We start from the raw sequence: 14273 nt of genomic DNA on the forward strand, positions 1-14273 counted from the left end.
CAACTGCATCCACCCCCATTGATATTTTCCCCGACATGGAAATGCTTAGATAAGAGTGTAAGCGTACGAATGCGTATGGGGTGGACTCACGACGGACTGGTTCTCGTAGCGATCACACTCGTGGTCGTCTGTGCCGGGTGCACGGTAGCAATTTCCGGAGAGGCGCAACCGGATGGGGAAACGCTTCTCGAGGAGGCGGTGACGGCGGACGACGTACCGCCGCTGACCGGGGAACGAACGGTCACGTTCGCGGACAGTGCAGGAACGTACGAGACGACAGAACGCGTCTGGGAACGCCCGCCGTCGAAGATGCGATCGGAAGTGATCGACTCGAGCGGTTTCGAGGAGAGGCACGAAGGCGGGATCGCCGTTCGAAACGGCTCGACGCTCTGGATGACCGACGGTGAGACTGACAACGTGACTACGTACGATCTCGAAACCGAGTCCGAGAGCGAGAGCGAAGCCGATGACGAGGCACGATTGCTGGAGGAACGCCTCGATCGGTACGACGTGACCTACGAGGGGACCGAGACGGTCGCGAATCGGACGACCCACGTCGTCTCGGTCGAGCCGAAGGAGACAACAGTCGACCGTGGCGTTGGCGTGCTCGTCGGCGACACCCGCTACGTCTATCCGCTCGAGACGAGTGCGTATGAGGAGACTGACTTCGAGGGCGGGACGTTCTGGATCGACGAGGAATACGGGTATCCACTCGCAATGCAGGGAACGTACACGGACGTCGACGGTACCGAACTCGAGGTCACCACCACGTTCGAGACCGTCACGTTCGAAGCGGACCTCAAGGCCGAGTTGTTCGACCCGCCAGTGGAGAACGACACTGACGACGAACAGTCGGTCGAGGAGGCGGAGTTCGAACAACACGAGTTCGAGGACCGCTCGGAGGCGAACGAGTACCTGCGATTCGAGGTTCCGAACGCGACGTTCCCCGCCGAGTACGAACGACAGTCCGTGTCCGCCGACCAGTGGAACGGCATCCAGACCTACCACGAGGAGTATCGCGTTGGCGAGGACCTCCTCTGGTTTAGCGTCTCGGAGGGCGGCCTCCGCGGCGACGACCCCGACCGCGAGAACGTCGGCGAACTCGAGGCGACCGTCTCGACCTACAACGGGACGACCCTCGTCACGTGGGACTGTGGCGAGTTGACCTACCAGTTGAGCAGTCCGATCGGCGAAGCGGCGTTGCTCGAGCGAGCCGAGGAAATCGGCTGTCAGTGACGCGACTCGGGACTAGTTTTCTGGGCGGCTCGAGTGCTCCGAATGGTCCGGGTGATACGGTTGGCCCGGGCGCTCCGGACGGTCCAGGGACTCTCGAGCCTTCTTTCTGCTGAAAACGAACGGCTAACCGACGTTAGCCGTGGATGCCCATCGCTTCGATCTGCTCTTGGTACCGGTTCCGGATGGTCACTTCGGTCACCTGCGCGACGTCGGCGACCTCTCGCTGGGTCTTCTTTTCGTTACAGAGCAGCGAGGCCGCGTAGATCGCCGCGGCGGCGTACCCGGTCGGTGATTTGCCGGAGAGGAGCCCTTCTTCGGCCGTTTTCTCGATAATTTCGTTGGCCTTGGTCTGGACCTCTTCGGAGAGTTCGAGTTCGGAGCAGAAACGAGGGACGTACTTTTTCGGGTCGACCGGTTTCATCTCGAGGCCGAGTTCCTGCGAGATGTACCGGTACGTGCGACCGATTTCTTTGCGTTCGACGCGGGATACCTCGGAGATTTCTTCGAGGCTGCGCGGAATGCCTTCCTTTCGGCAGGCGGCGTACAGTGCGGACGTGGCGACGCCCTCGATCGATCGTCCGCGGATCAGGTCCTCCTTGAGCGCGCGTCGGTAGATGACCGACGCGACCTCGCGAACCGATCGCGGAACGCCGAGTGCCGAGGCCATGCGATCGATCTCGGAGAGGGCGAACTGCAAGTTGCGTTCGCCGGCGTCTTTCGTCCGGATGCGTTCTTGCCACTTGCGCAGTCGGTGCATCTGACTGCGCTTTTTCGAGGAGATGGATCGACCGTAGGCGTCTTTGTCCTTCCAGTCGATCGTCGTCGTGAGCCCCTTGTCGTGCATCGTCTGCGTGGTCGGCGCGCCGACGCGGGACTTGTTCTGTCGTTCCTGGTGGTTGAACGCCCGCCATTCCGGGCCGGGGTCGATCTGTTCTTCCTCCACGACGAGCCCACAGTCTTCACAGATGAGCTCACCCCGGTCGGAGTCCTTGACGAGATTGTCCGAGTTGCACTCGGGGCACGCACGTACCCCCTCTTGATCCTCGGTCTCGTCCGTCTCGCGCATTCGCTCCCGCTGGCGGGTGGACCGTGTCATCGCACTTTTATAGTAGTAGCACGGTATTATATAAATCTTTGGTCCCAATATTCGTTGCAGGGATCGGATCAGCCGAATTCGATGGACTCGGACCGGTTTACGCCCCATTTTCGGATCGAAACCACAACAGTTTTAGCCGGAGTACGCCGACAATTCGGCGAATGCCGGTCATCGAGTGCGACGTCGAAGACGCCCGCGAACGTCTCCAGGATGCGGGAGTGATGGTCGAGTCGGGAAACACCGATCACGAGCGCTGGCGGGTGTCTCACGGGGGTGCGACGGCCGTCGCCTACGAGAACAAGGTGGTCATACAGGGAGGTAGGCCCCGTGACCTCGAGGCTCTCCTGCGCGAGGGCGGCGGTCGCGCGCACGTCTACTTCGACGGCGGTGCGCGCGGCAACCCCGGGCCCGCCGGAATCGGCTGGGTGATCGTCACGAGCGAGGGCATCGTCGCGGAAGGGAGCGAGACCATCGGTCGCGCGACGAACAACCAGGCCGAGTACGAGGCCCTGATCGCAGCGCTCGAGGCGGCCCGTGACTACGGCTACGACGAGCTCCACGTACGCGGTGATTCGGAGTTGATCGTCAAGCAGGTCCGCGGCGAGTACAACACCAACAATCCCGAACTGCGCGAAAAGCGGGTGACCGTCCACGAACTCCTTCGTGAGTTCGACGAGTGGACGCTCGAGCACGTTCCCCGGGAAGTGAACGACCGAGCGGACGCGCTGGCGAACGAGGCGATGGACCAGTCTCAGTGAGAGGGCCGCGAAATCTGTTCGGCTTCCGGCTCTCGCCGGCCGGGAACGTCGACCGTCTCTCGTCACAGGATGTCGACGTTCACCCCGTTCTCACCCGTACCGACGTCGATGGCGCCGTTTCGGTAGATGACGATGCGACGTCCCAGAAGATCGAGTGAGAAAATGGCGTCGTCTGCTCCACCGTCTGTCCTGACCGAAGCGTCGACGGCGAACACGATCGACTCGAGCGACGGGGAGCCGTCGGTGATGGGGTCGAACGACTCCGTCGGCACGTCTACTATCGCTCCTTCGACGGAGAACGCGATCGCTCCAGGCGACGCGTCGGTCGACCCGGTGCCGTCGCCTGACGAAGCGGAGACCGTGTCCATCCCTGGCGAGAGATCGTCAGTATCAGGCGTTTCGACGCCGACGTCCACCGTTTCGAGCCGAAGCGAGGCCTCCTCCTCGAGATCGGTCCTGATGGTGCGTGACTCGTCGACCGAAATATCGACGCGTACCGGTTTCAGGGAGGCGCCTTCGAATTCGCCCAGCAACTCACTGGTCACCGTAATCACCCCCTCGGCCGCGAACGCGATCCGATTCGGCGGTCGGCACTCGATGCGTTCGTCGGTCAATCGAACGTTTCGGTTTTCGCCGATGTCAACGTGAACACTCATTGTCGTACCCGTTCATTCGTACATTCGCTGAGCGCATGTGAAACGGTGTCGTATAGATTCGAGACAGGTTCACTACCGAGTAATACGCACCGAAAAGACCGTCCACAGATAGCGACTGATCCGGGTACTCGAACGCACGTCGGCAGGGAACAGCTCCCGCCAGTGCGGTGTTGGTGCGCCATCCGTTCCTCATCCGTGCCCAACTCGAGCCGAACACGTATCGACTCCAGACGATCGTAGCGCCGACGCGAGCAGAAACAGCACGCACAATAGCCTCGAGCCCCTCAATTCGGGACGAATGACCGGCCACGACGCATTCGAGTCCGAACCGCGCGAGAACGACGCCGACGGTGCGTCCGACGCAGCACACGACCTGCCCGCCGAGGTCGTCGACGAGGCCGAACGCCTCCGATGTCTCGAGCGAAACGCCATCGACGAGGGGGAACGCGAGGCCTACGCCGACCGCCGGGAACGCTTGCTCGAAGAACACGACTACACGGACCACGTCCGCTCGGACGACGGCGACGAGGTACTCGTCTTACATCCCGAGGAGTGGCACGACGAGGAAGCCGGGGTCATCAGAACTGACCGGATCGAGGACCTCACGCGCGCGGTCGAAATTCCGCTCGACGGGCCGGGCGACCCCGAGGACTGGGACACTGTCGACGAGCAAAACCGGGCGCTCGCGGCCGAGGTTCGCACCGTCCACGGCGACGTCCACGGCGACACCGCCGAAGCACTCGCGGATTTTATGGGGAACCACTACGCGAAACCGATCACATCCGCCTCGAGCGACGAACTCGCGGAGTTTCGGTCGGAGTACTTCGTTCGCAATGCCTGGCCCTCCGAGGAACAGCGCGACGCTATAGACGACTCTCTCGAGCGTATCTACGAGACGGCCGAAAAACCGGTGCCCGAGTTCCGGTCGGAACCGTCTCAGTGATGTCAGAACGGGTTTTCAGTAGCTGTTCTCGATGATCTCGCCGATCTCGTCGGCGCGGTCGTCGCCCGTGACGACCTTCGAAAGCGACCACTCGAGACCGTCGAGGACGGCCTCGTAGCCGTCGTCGGTCAGTTCGTACTGGTTCGTCCGCTTGTCGAGTTCGCTCTTTTCGACCAGACCGAGGTCGACGAGTTCGTCGAGGTTGGGGTAGAGTCGACCGTGGTTGACTTCCGTCCCGTAGTAGTCCTCAAGCTCGCGCTTGATGGCCAGGCCGTACATTGGCTCCTTCGCCAGGATGACCAGAATGTTGCGCTGAAACGCGGTAAGTTCACGTGCGATACTCTGCTCGCCGGTGATTGCTTGTGCCTCTGACATGGATGTGCAAATGTCACCAAGATATTTAAGAGTTACCAACTATTCAATTTGCGCCAGTGCGCAATAACAGGTGCTACGCGGGGCAGAAGGCCCGTATGCGGGCGAATTTCGGTTCGTTCGGCTGCCACGTGAAACACCAGCACGTCGTGGCTCCACGGGATTACGAAAGTACTTTTTGATCGACCGCGGACCTGCCTGTATGGTCAATCTCTGGGAAGACCTCGAGACCGGACCGAACGCACCGGAAACGATCTACGCTGTCGTCGAGTGTCTCAAGGGCGAGCGAAACAAGTACGAGTACGACAAGGACGTGCCGGGTGTCGTCCTGGACCGAGTACTCCACTCGAACGTCCACTACCCCTCGGACTACGGGTTCATCCCGCAGAGTTACTACGACGACGAGGACCCCTTCGACGTGCTCGTGCTCGTCGAGGACCAGACGTTCCCCGGCTGTATCATCGAGGCCCGCCCCGTCGCGCTCATGAAGATGGACGACGACGGCGAACAGGACGACAAAGTCGTCGCCGTCCCCGAGGAGGACCCCCGGTACGATCACATCCAGGACCTCGAGGACATCCCGCAACAGCAGCGCGACGAGATCGACGAGTTCTTCTCGACGTACAAGAACCTCGAGGAGGGTAAGGAAGTCGAGACGCAGGGCTGGGAGGACAAGCAGGCTGCCTACGACGCAATCGAGCACGCCCAGGACCTCTACGAGGAGCACTTCGGGTAGCCCACCCCCGTTTTGCGGCCGTTCGTCGAGTGATACTCGAGAGTTATCTCCACCGTCCGAACGATGCATTATGAGCATGGGTAATTTTATGGGTGTCGTTGGCGTAGCTAGAGTCGAGATGGCGACCAACCAGCACCCGACTCACGACGCGGCGTCGGCGGACGACTCGACGGATGGAGCCGGAATGGCCCACCTGACGGTCGTGCCAACGAACTTCGACCCCGACGCGCCGAATCAGCGTCGAGATTGAATCGGCTGCAGTGGCGTCGATCGCTTTCGGCGGGATGCGAGGGCTCTATCGTTCTCGAAAACAGTGTCTCGAGAAGAACCTTCTTGTAGCCGGTCGAACTACGGACCCCCATGGGTCTGTTCGACCGATTGCGCGGCGATGAGAACCCGCGCGTCGCGTTTATCGGTATCGACGGTGTGCCGTACAGTCTGTTGACGAACAACCGCGATCGATTCCCCAACTTCGCCGCGCTCGCGGACGAGGGGACCGCGAGCGAGATCTCGAGCATCGTCCCTCCCGAATCGAGCGCCTGCTGGCCGGCACTCACGACCGGCGTCAACCCCGGCGAGACCGGCGTCTACGGCTTCCAGGACCGCGAGGTCGGCACCTACGAGACGTACGTGCCGATGGGACGGGAGGTACAGGCGACTCGCCTCTGGGACCGCGTAACGGAGGCGGGGCGCAAGGCAACCGTGTTCAACGTTCCCGTCACATTCCCGCCACAGCGGGATGTCCAGCGGATGGTTTCGGGCTTTCTCTCCCCCGACCTCGAGAAGGCGGCCTTTCCCGACGACGTACGCGAGTACCTCGAATCGATCGACTACCGCATCGACGTCAACCCGAAACTCGGCCACGAGGCGGACAAGACCGACTTTATCCAGGACGCACACGAGACGCTCGACGCTCGCTTCGAGGCGTTCCGACACTACCTCGAGGCGGACGACTGGGACCTCTTCTTCGGCGTCTTCATGACGACCGACCGGGTGAACCACTTCCTGTTCAAGGACTACGAGCGCGACGGTGAGTACAGGGAGGAGTTCCTCGAGTTCTACGAGAAGCTCGACGACTACATCGGGCGCATTCGCGGGATGTTGCCCGATGACGTGACGCTGATCGTCGCCTCCGATCACGGCTTCACTAGCCTCGACTACGAGGTTCACTTCAACGAGTGGCTCCGCGAGGAGGGGTGGCTCTCCTTCGATACCGACAACCCGGACGAACTCGGTGACATCGCCGACGAGACGCGCGCGTACTCGTTCATCCCCGGCCGGTTCTACCTCAACCTCGAGGGCCGAGAACCGCGCGGATCGGTCCCGCAGGAGGACTACGACGCGGTTCGGGACGAACTGAAGGCCATGCTCGAGGACCTCGAGGGTCCCGACGGTCGGAAGGTGGTCGACCGCGTCGTCGAGAAGGAGACGGCGTTCCGCGGCGACCACGACGACATCGCACCGGACCTCGTGGCGATTCCGGCCAAGGGCTTCGACCTCAAGTCGGGGTTCAAAGCCGACAGCGACATCTTCACTACGGGCCCGCGTAACGGGATGCACAGCTTCGACGATACCAGCCTCTTCATCGACGACCCCGAGGCCACCATCGAGGACGCCGACCTCTACGACGTCGCCCCGACGATTCTCGACCTGCTCGAGGTCGACGTCAAACGGTCGGCCTTCGACGGCGCGAGCCTGGTATAGAGGGGCAACAGCTCTCGTTACTGCGGATACCGACTATCGAACGGCATCACCGATCGACGAGCCACCGGTATCCATTTCGGAGTAGTTGCCCGATACCCACGACCGTCGCCAGAACGGCACCGACGAAAACGGTCGAGGCGACGAGATCGAACGACGGGAGGGGCGTGAATCGACCGAGTACGAGGAGAACGACCGCCACGGCCCAAACGGTCCACAGCCCGACGCCGATCCAGACGAGAATCCGAACGAGCGTCGATTGCACGGTCATCCGACGTGTCGCCGCGAGTATCGGTCTTGCGATTTGCTCGCGGTTGGACGATTGTGACTGTCACCTCGTGGAGCGTTTTCGATCGCTAGCACGTTTCCGAATCCGTTTTGACAGTCCCGATGCTGGCTCGAGTATGCGCGACGCCACCGACGTAGAAGGCGACGGCCATGAGGAAGCGGAAGGCGACGCCGACGTTAGTGACGACTCGAGCACCCTGACGGAGGTCGTCCACGCCCGCGGCCACAAGCACGTCTCCGCCCGGCACGCGAGCACCTTCGAGATTACGACAGACGACTACCTCACGCCGGCCGGCGACTGCATCCTCGCCATCGACGCCGACCGCGCCCCTGCCGACTTCGATCCGGACTTCGTCGAGGCCTGTCGAGACGCCAATGCGCTAATCACCGTCACCATTGAGGTCGACGGACTCACCGAGAGCATGACGGGGCGTGGTGATCCCGACCTCGAGTTCGCCAGCGCGCGCAGTGCCGTCGGGCGAACCAGCGAGTACGTCGACGAGCGGACGGTCCTGCTCGAGGCCGACTTCGCCGCCGAGGGGTTCGACCGCGACCTGGTGGCGGCGCTCGCCGACGGCGCTGACGCGCGGGTGACGTTTACCGTGTCACCGGAGTGATTGACGAGCCGGGGGAGTCAGTCTCGACCCGATTGCCGTCCATCGACCGACGCGTCCTGGAACGATGGCCGTTCCTCGCTCGAGCACGCGGTTTCGGGGATCGGGGACCGAAGGGCTATCAGCGGGAGTGCGAACGCGAGAAAGCCCCCACCGAGGAGTGCCAGCAACGTGATCGGCGAGGTCAGGTCCGCGACGAATCCCGCGAGCGGTTTCAACGGGACGCGCACGAGCGCGTACCCCATCGACGCGGCGCTGAGGACCGTGGCGCGACCGACCGACGCTGACCGGTCGTTGAGGTACTGATTGACCAGCGGTTCGTACAGGGCTCGAGCCCCCTTCATTCCGAAGAAGACGGGAATGGCGAGCACCGGAACGACGGTAGGGACGAGCACGGCCGCGGCGGTCACCACCGGAACTGTCAGCAGCGCCGTCCGGAGGCCCACCAGCGATCGAACGGTTTCCGCATGATAACTCGCGATAGCCGCGAGGACGGCGAATCCGGCGTAGAGGAATCCGAGCGCAGCTTCCTCCGGCAGGGATCCGGCGAAGATCGACAGCGGCGGAGCGTCGTTCAACACCTCAACGGTGATTGGCTGAATGTAGGTGTCTGCCACGTTGACCAGCGCGAAAAACAGGGCGACGAGTGGGACGAAGACGCGAAACGATGGACCCGCGAACAGCCGTCGAAGCATCGAGAGCATCTCGAGCACGCCAGGAGAGTCCGCCACGCTCGTCTCACTGGTGCCATCGAACTGGGCGTTCTTCGGCATGGTGAGCACCGCGGCCACGCCAGCGCCGTTGAGTGCCGCCGAAGCGAGAAACGGATAGGTCGGCTCAATCGCGTAGAGGAGGCCGCCACCGATCATCGTCACCGCGGAGACCCACTGGTGGACCGACCCGCCTCGGCCGCGGATGCGAGTAAAATCCGCCTCGTTTCCTTCGCCGTCTCCCGCTCGAAGCGTCTCGTAGAGCCAGGCGTCCGCGGTTCCGGACTGAAACGCGAGCGAGACCGACCAGACGGCGTAGAGAACCAGAAACGAGCGGAACGAATCGGCGACGACGAACCCGGCAATAGACAGCGTCATCGCCGCCATCCCAATCGCGAGCGCGTTTCGACGACCGAGTCGGTCCGCGACGTAGCCCGTCGGTACCTCGAGGACGACGACGAGCAGTGCCGAAACGGCCCCGAGCGTCCCGATCTGAGCGAAGGTGAGATCCTTCCAGAGCAAGAACAGGGTGAACACCGGCCAGATGAAGCCGACCGAGTCGGTGGCCTGGAAGAGATAGTACCTGCCGATTGGCGCGGAAATCCCGGTTCGACTCATCTACGTCGTGGGATGGACGTACCGATGGTACTTAGGGGATTGCGGTTACGAATTTTTGTAAGATTTCTGAATTTTCTGGTACGCGGCCGCGACCGTTCGACCGTGTACTGCTCGAGCGGATTAGACATGCGTCACGCGCCACCCTCGAGCGAATTAGACATATGTCACGCACGGTCCTCGAACAGAGTCGTGGCTGACGGCACCAGCGAGACGACAGCACGTCTTCACGCGTGCTCGGCCGGTCTCACCGCATCCCGTCGGGGAGGTCCTGCGTCGGCGGCCGACGGACAGTGCGACAAATTCCATCCAGAAGCAACAGCAGACTCTCTTTGTGACGAGGCTTGTTGTAGTGAATCGACGTCGGAGCGACCCCGTACCCATCGTACTCCTCGAACGCGTCTGGCGGCATCGTCTCGTGTTCGGTTACGTCTTTGCGAAGTTCGACTGCGAGAGCGTGTAAATGGATGAGTTCCTGTTTACGCATTCCATCGATTCCTCTCACGCAGATTCGTTCTGCTGGCCGATCTGTGGGTCTCCCTCGTAAATTCGAACGGTTCCGTCGGAACCGATGGTGATGGTGTAGCCCTCGTGTTCGAATTCGACATTGACCGTCGAATCGTGCGCGCTCGCGTGACGCAGCAGCGTCACGACCGATTCCAGCTCGACGGATTCGTACAACGGTCCGACGTCGGTCTCGGGCACTTCCTCGAGGGCCGCGATTGCCTGGACGAGTTCTCCCGTCAACGCGTCCGTTTCGTCCTCCGTCGAGTCGAGTCCTATCTCTCCTTGGGGTGCGTTATCGAGTTGGCTGCTCATGTCTCCGGATAGCGGGCCAACGAACACCTATGAAAGCGGTGTCCCTAAATGTCGAGGTATATCCGTCGTTATCGTTTCGCGAAACAATTTTACCAGCAGAAACTGAAATTATAGTCGCTGTAAACGGGACGGGGAACGCTTCTCGAGCACGAACTGGGTTTTTGGCCGGAAAACGCGATCCGCCTATCGATCCTTGGCCGACGTGGCGAGCGCACCCTCGCCGATCTCCTCCAGGACGTGCTCGTGAAACGCTTGCAAGACGGCGCTCTCGTCTTCAGCCAGCACCACGTCGCTCGCCGAGAGCGTCGCCAGCCCGAACGCGCGCGGCGTCGGCGAGTCGACGAGTCGTCTCGAGACCTCGAGTTCGCCCGATTCGAGGCGGGAGACGATGCCTTCGATCTCCGCGACGTTCAACTTGTCTTCGAGGAGTTCGCGGTAGGTTTCCTCGATGACGGCGAAGTCCTCGAGGCCCTCGGCGAACCCGAGCAGCATCTCGCTCGAGACCTGTTGCTCGCTGGCGGACTTCTCGTAGCCCTTGTACCGTTTGAGGATCATCAGCGAGCGCGTGGCGTTGATCCGGAAGTACCGCTGGAGGAGGTCGGTTCCCGACAGCGCGCTTCGCAGGTCCGGGCGCACGTCCTCGACCTCGAGGTCGTCGAGAATGCCCACGAGGTCGACCTTCCGGTTCAGGGGCATCGAGAGGACGAACCCGTTGTCGGCGACGGCGACGCGGACGTCCGCTGTCGCCTCCTGGGCACATCGGTAGGCGAGCAGTCTCGAGAGGCCGTCGTTGACGCGACGGCCGTAACAAGAGTGGACGTAGTAGTGGCGCTCGTACTCGTCGCGGTCGCGTTCGACCTCGACGGCGAGTCGGTCGGGCGTGCTCACGCTCTCCGTGCCCGCGTAGCGAATCTGGTAGTCGAACAGCCGGGACATCGCGCGGACGCTCGAGTCGTCCAGCGAGAACTGACGAAGCCAGGCGCGGACGCGAGAGGAGCCGCCATCGGCGTAGTGATCGAGGAGCGTCCGCTGGAACGCGAGGATCTCGCGACCCATGTCCGAGGAGAGCGGCAGGCGCTCGGAGTACCAGGACGGCACTGTCGGCCGCGCGCTCGTCCGGTCGACGTATACCTTCGATCCGCGCCGGTAGCGGTACTCGAAGTGATCGCCGCCGAGGACGAACACGTCGCCCTTCTCGAGGGTGTCCAGATAGCCTTCGTCGAGTTGGCCGACCCACGCACTATCGGCGCGGGTGTAGACATCACAGGTAAAGGAATCCGGAATCGTACCGACGTTGGTCATGTAGATGACGCGGGCGAGCCGGCCACGTTTGCCCATCAGCACCTCACCGACGGGGTACTCGGGGTAGTGGTGCTCGCCGTCGGGCGGATCGTTCGCGTCTCGCCAGACCTTCGCGTAGACGTTTCGGTCCTCCATACCGGCGTACTCAGCCGTGAGGTACGCGAGGAGTTGCTCCCAGTCGTCGTCGCCGTAGCGTCGGTAGGGATACGCCCGCCGCAAGATCTCGAGCACCTCCCGTTCTGGCCGAATCTCGGCGATCGCCATCCCGTAGACCTGCTGGGCGGCGACATCCTGGGCGTTCTCGGGGATCGACACGGCGTCGACGAAGCCCTCCTGGGCCTTCTTGAGCATTACGGCGCACTCGAGCAACTCGTCTCGGTCGAGGGCGATCACTCGACCCGTGACGGTCTGGCCGACCCGGTGGCCCGCCCGGCCGACGCGCTGGAGCAACGCGGCGACGGACTTCGGCGAGCCGACCTGCACGACGAGGTCGACGTAGGGCATGTCGATACCCAACTCGAGGCTGGTCGAGGACGTCACCACGTCGAGGTCGCCCGCTTTGAGCTTTCCTTCGACCCGGTGACGAACGTCCTTCGAGAGGCTGCCGTGGTGACACCCCGAGTTGTCCTCGTCGTAGGTGTCGAACCGCTCGCGAAGCGTGTGCAACACGCGCTCGGCACCCGAACGGGTGTTCGTGAAGACCAGTGTGTTGGTGTGGTTCTGGATGTGCTCGTGTAAGAGTCGGTAGAACCGGTCCTGGACGAGGTCTCGCGAGGTGTTGATCAGGTCATCGGCAGGGCACTCGAGGCGGAGGTCGAACTCGCGGGCGAAGCGGGCGTCGACGATGTCGTAGTCTCGAGGGGTGCGTTCACCCTCCGGTTCCAGATCGATCTCCGAATTGACTGCAGAATTGGCGCCGGATCCCGGCTCGTTCGACGGTTCACACCCGACCAGAAACTCTGCAACCTGTGAGAGGGGTTCGATCGTCGCCGAACAGCCGATTCGCGTAACGTCGTGATCGACCAGTGCCTCGAGTCGCTCGAGGCTCACCGACAGGTGCGTGCCGCGTTTGTTCGCCGCCAGCGAGTGGATCTCGTCGACGATGACGTACTCCACGCTACGCAGTTTCTCGCGGAACTTGGGTGCGTTGAGCAGGATAGCCAGCGTCTCCGGCGTCGTGTTGAGGACGTGGGGCGTCGTCTCGAGCATCGCCTGGCGCTCGCTCGAACTGGTGTCGCCGTGACGAATCGCGTGGCGAATCTCGCCCATCGAGTCTCCCCGCTCTTCGACAATCGATTCGATCCCCTCGAGCGGGACCTCGAGGTTCCGGTGAATGTCGTTGGCCAGCGACTTCAGCGGCGAGACGTACAGACAGTACACCGCGTTCTCGAGTCCGTCGCCGTCCCGGTCGCGCTTGAAGAGTTCGTCGATAATCGCCGTAAACGACGCCAGCGTCTTCCCGGAGCCCGTCGGCGCACAGATCAGGGTGTTCGTTCCCGCGTGAATCTTTGGGATGGCGCCGCGTTGCGGTGGGGTGAAGAAGCCGCCGTTCTCGGGGACGTACTCGCCGAAGGCCTCGAGCCACCACGCCTGGACTGCCGGCTCGAGTAACTCGAAGACGTCCCAGTCAGCGACGTCGGACGACTCGAGTGCGGGCGGCAACGACGGGCTCGTCGAGTGCGACGACTCGTCCCCATCCATCGTCAGTCACTGGGGCCCCGTCGCCTAAGAGGGTTTGGTCAGCGGGGTGAAAGTGAACGGCTACAGTTCGAGCCACTCACTCTGGACGTTGTAGTCACGGAGGTGCCACCGTTGCTCGACGCGGTCGTCGCGGCGTCGGACCTCGACGACCGCGTCGAACAGCGGTTCGAACAGGTTGACCGCGTCGTGATCGCGCGCCAGCGGGAGGTGAAAGTGGCCCATTCCCGTCGTACTTTTGACGGTCGTCGTCGTGATGTGGAGCAGTTTGAACACGTCCTCGGGGTCGTACTCGCTCAGCAACGGGACGATCGAGTCGACGCAGACGCGCAGTTCGGCAGGATCGAGTCCGTCTTCCGTCGACTCGATTTCTCGAATCGCGTCGATGACGTCCGTTCCGAGGGTGGCGAGCGGCCGACCGGCCGTATCGATGGTCGGTTCCTGTGCTGGTTGGACGGTGTGTTCGATGTGACGCGTCCGTGCGTCCGTGGACTCACAGACACAGCCGTGGCCGCGGTACGTCGCGTCTCGAGCCGTCACGGCGAGCCGATGGCGTTCGCTATCGGTGTGCGTCCCGAGCAAGCGCTGACACGCGACTTCGTGCGCTGCTTGCTCGCTGCTCCCGACGACCAGTACAGTACTTCCGTTCCGTTTGAGTCGGTCGAGCGCCTGCGCGAAGGTGACGCCGTCTGACACACCGGTACCTGACTCAGTCTGCATCCATTTACA

General features: G+C 62.5%; 16 protein-coding genes. 7 read left to right on the forward strand and 9 right to left on the reverse strand.

Annotation, left to right across the window (positions count from 1 at the left end; genetic code table 11):
• The first annotated feature begins 75 nt into the window (after positions 1-75).
• Positions 76-1236 carry a LolA family protein gene (locus tag ACFQS4_RS12270; RefSeq protein ID WP_497901787.1) on the forward strand — a complete coding sequence of 387 codons (1161 nt, stop codon included), beginning with the start codon at positions 76-78 and terminating at the stop codon, positions 1234-1236.
• Between the two features lie 133 nt (positions 1237-1369).
• Here ACFQS4_RS12270 and ACFQS4_RS12275 read toward each other — a convergent pair whose 3' ends face one another.
• A complete protein-coding gene (locus ACFQS4_RS12275) occupies positions 1370-2332 on the reverse strand; it encodes a transcription initiation factor IIB (protein ID WP_254156548.1) in 963 nt (320 codons plus the stop codon).
• 161 nt (positions 2333-2493) lie between these two features.
• Between ACFQS4_RS12275 and rnhA the strand changes: the two genes are divergently transcribed.
• The gene (gene rnhA / locus ACFQS4_RS12280; protein ID WP_497901788.1) at positions 2494-3090 is read left to right on the forward strand and encodes a ribonuclease HI; all 597 of its coding nucleotides are present in this window, start codon (positions 2494-2496) and stop codon (positions 3088-3090) included.
• Positions 3091-3152: 62 nt separating this feature from the next.
• Here the strand turns inward: rnhA and ACFQS4_RS12285 are convergent, their stop codons facing one another.
• On the reverse strand, positions 3153-3746 hold the full coding sequence (locus ACFQS4_RS12285; protein ID WP_497901789.1) for a hypothetical protein: 594 nt from the start codon (positions 3744-3746) through the stop codon (positions 3153-3155).
• Positions 3747-4044: 298 nt separating this feature from the next.
• Between ACFQS4_RS12285 and ACFQS4_RS12290 the strand changes: the two genes are divergently transcribed.
• Entirely contained in the window at positions 4045-4689 is a 645-nt protein-coding gene (locus ACFQS4_RS12290) for a DUF7108 family protein (protein ID WP_497901790.1), read from the forward strand.
• 15 nt (positions 4690-4704) lie between these two features.
• On the opposite strand, the gene ACFQS4_RS12295 is transcribed toward ACFQS4_RS12290, so the two are convergent.
• Positions 4705-5064, reverse strand: a complete 360-nt coding sequence (locus tag ACFQS4_RS12295) for a PadR family transcriptional regulator (protein ID WP_254156554.1) — start codon at positions 5062-5064, stop codon at positions 4705-4707.
• Between the two features lie 199 nt (positions 5065-5263).
• Here ACFQS4_RS12295 and ACFQS4_RS12300 point away from each other — a divergent pair, with 199 nt between their 5' ends.
• The 3 genes from ACFQS4_RS12300 to ACFQS4_RS12310 all read left to right on the forward strand — a co-directional run bounded on the left by ACFQS4_RS12300 (position 5264) and on the right by ACFQS4_RS12310 (position 7501).
• Positions 5264-5797 (forward strand): inorganic diphosphatase, encoded by a 534-nt coding sequence (locus ACFQS4_RS12300; RefSeq protein WP_254156555.1) that lies wholly within the window; start codon positions 5264-5266, stop codon positions 5795-5797.
• Between the two features lie 118 nt (positions 5798-5915).
• Positions 5916-6047, forward strand: a complete 132-nt coding sequence (locus ACFQS4_RS12305; RefSeq protein ID WP_256548162.1) for a hypothetical protein — start codon at positions 5916-5918, stop codon at positions 6045-6047.
• A 110-nt stretch (positions 6048-6157) separates the two neighbouring features.
• Positions 6158-7501, forward strand: a complete 1344-nt coding sequence (locus ACFQS4_RS12310) for an alkaline phosphatase family protein (RefSeq protein WP_497901791.1) — start codon at positions 6158-6160, stop codon at positions 7499-7501.
• A gap of 46 nt (positions 7502-7547) precedes the next feature.
• Here the strand turns inward: ACFQS4_RS12310 and ACFQS4_RS12315 are convergent, their stop codons facing one another.
• Positions 7548-7769 carry a hypothetical protein gene (locus ACFQS4_RS12315; protein ID WP_497901792.1) on the reverse strand — a complete coding sequence of 74 codons (222 nt, stop codon included), beginning with the start codon at positions 7767-7769 and terminating at the stop codon, positions 7548-7550.
• A gap of 214 nt (positions 7770-7983) precedes the next feature.
• Between ACFQS4_RS12315 and ACFQS4_RS12320 the strand changes: the two genes are divergently transcribed.
• A complete protein-coding gene (locus tag ACFQS4_RS12320; RefSeq protein WP_497903191.1) occupies positions 7984-8403 on the forward strand; it encodes a DUF371 domain-containing protein in 420 nt (139 codons plus the stop codon).
• 17 nt (positions 8404-8420) lie between these two features.
• On the opposite strand, the gene ACFQS4_RS12325 is transcribed toward ACFQS4_RS12320, so the two are convergent.
• The 5 genes from ACFQS4_RS12325 to ACFQS4_RS12345 form a co-directional block, all read right to left on the reverse strand.
• Positions 8421-9728, reverse strand: a complete 1308-nt coding sequence (locus ACFQS4_RS12325; RefSeq protein WP_497901793.1) for an MFS transporter — start codon at positions 9726-9728, stop codon at positions 8421-8423.
• 244 nt (positions 9729-9972) lie between these two features.
• A complete protein-coding gene (locus ACFQS4_RS12330) occupies positions 9973-10212 on the reverse strand; it encodes a UPF0058 family protein (RefSeq protein ID WP_497901794.1) in 240 nt (79 codons plus the stop codon).
• 14 nt (positions 10213-10226) lie between these two features.
• Entirely contained in the window at positions 10227-10544 is a 318-nt protein-coding gene (locus tag ACFQS4_RS12335) for a HalOD1 output domain-containing protein (RefSeq protein WP_497901795.1), read from the reverse strand.
• Positions 10545-10727: 183 nt separating this feature from the next.
• Positions 10728-13547 (reverse strand): ATP-dependent helicase, encoded by a 2820-nt coding sequence (locus ACFQS4_RS12340; protein ID WP_497901796.1) that lies wholly within the window; start codon positions 13545-13547, stop codon positions 10728-10730.
• A 60-nt stretch (positions 13548-13607) separates the two neighbouring features.
• A complete protein-coding gene (locus tag ACFQS4_RS12345; protein WP_497901797.1) occupies positions 13608-14264 on the reverse strand; it encodes a DUF7504 family protein in 657 nt (218 codons plus the stop codon).
• Between the last annotated feature and the right edge of the window lie 9 nt (positions 14265-14273).

The organism is Saliphagus sp. GCM10025317, assembly GCF_042663665.1.
Lineage (GTDB): Archaea > Halobacteriota > Halobacteria > Halobacteriales > Natrialbaceae > Natronosalvus.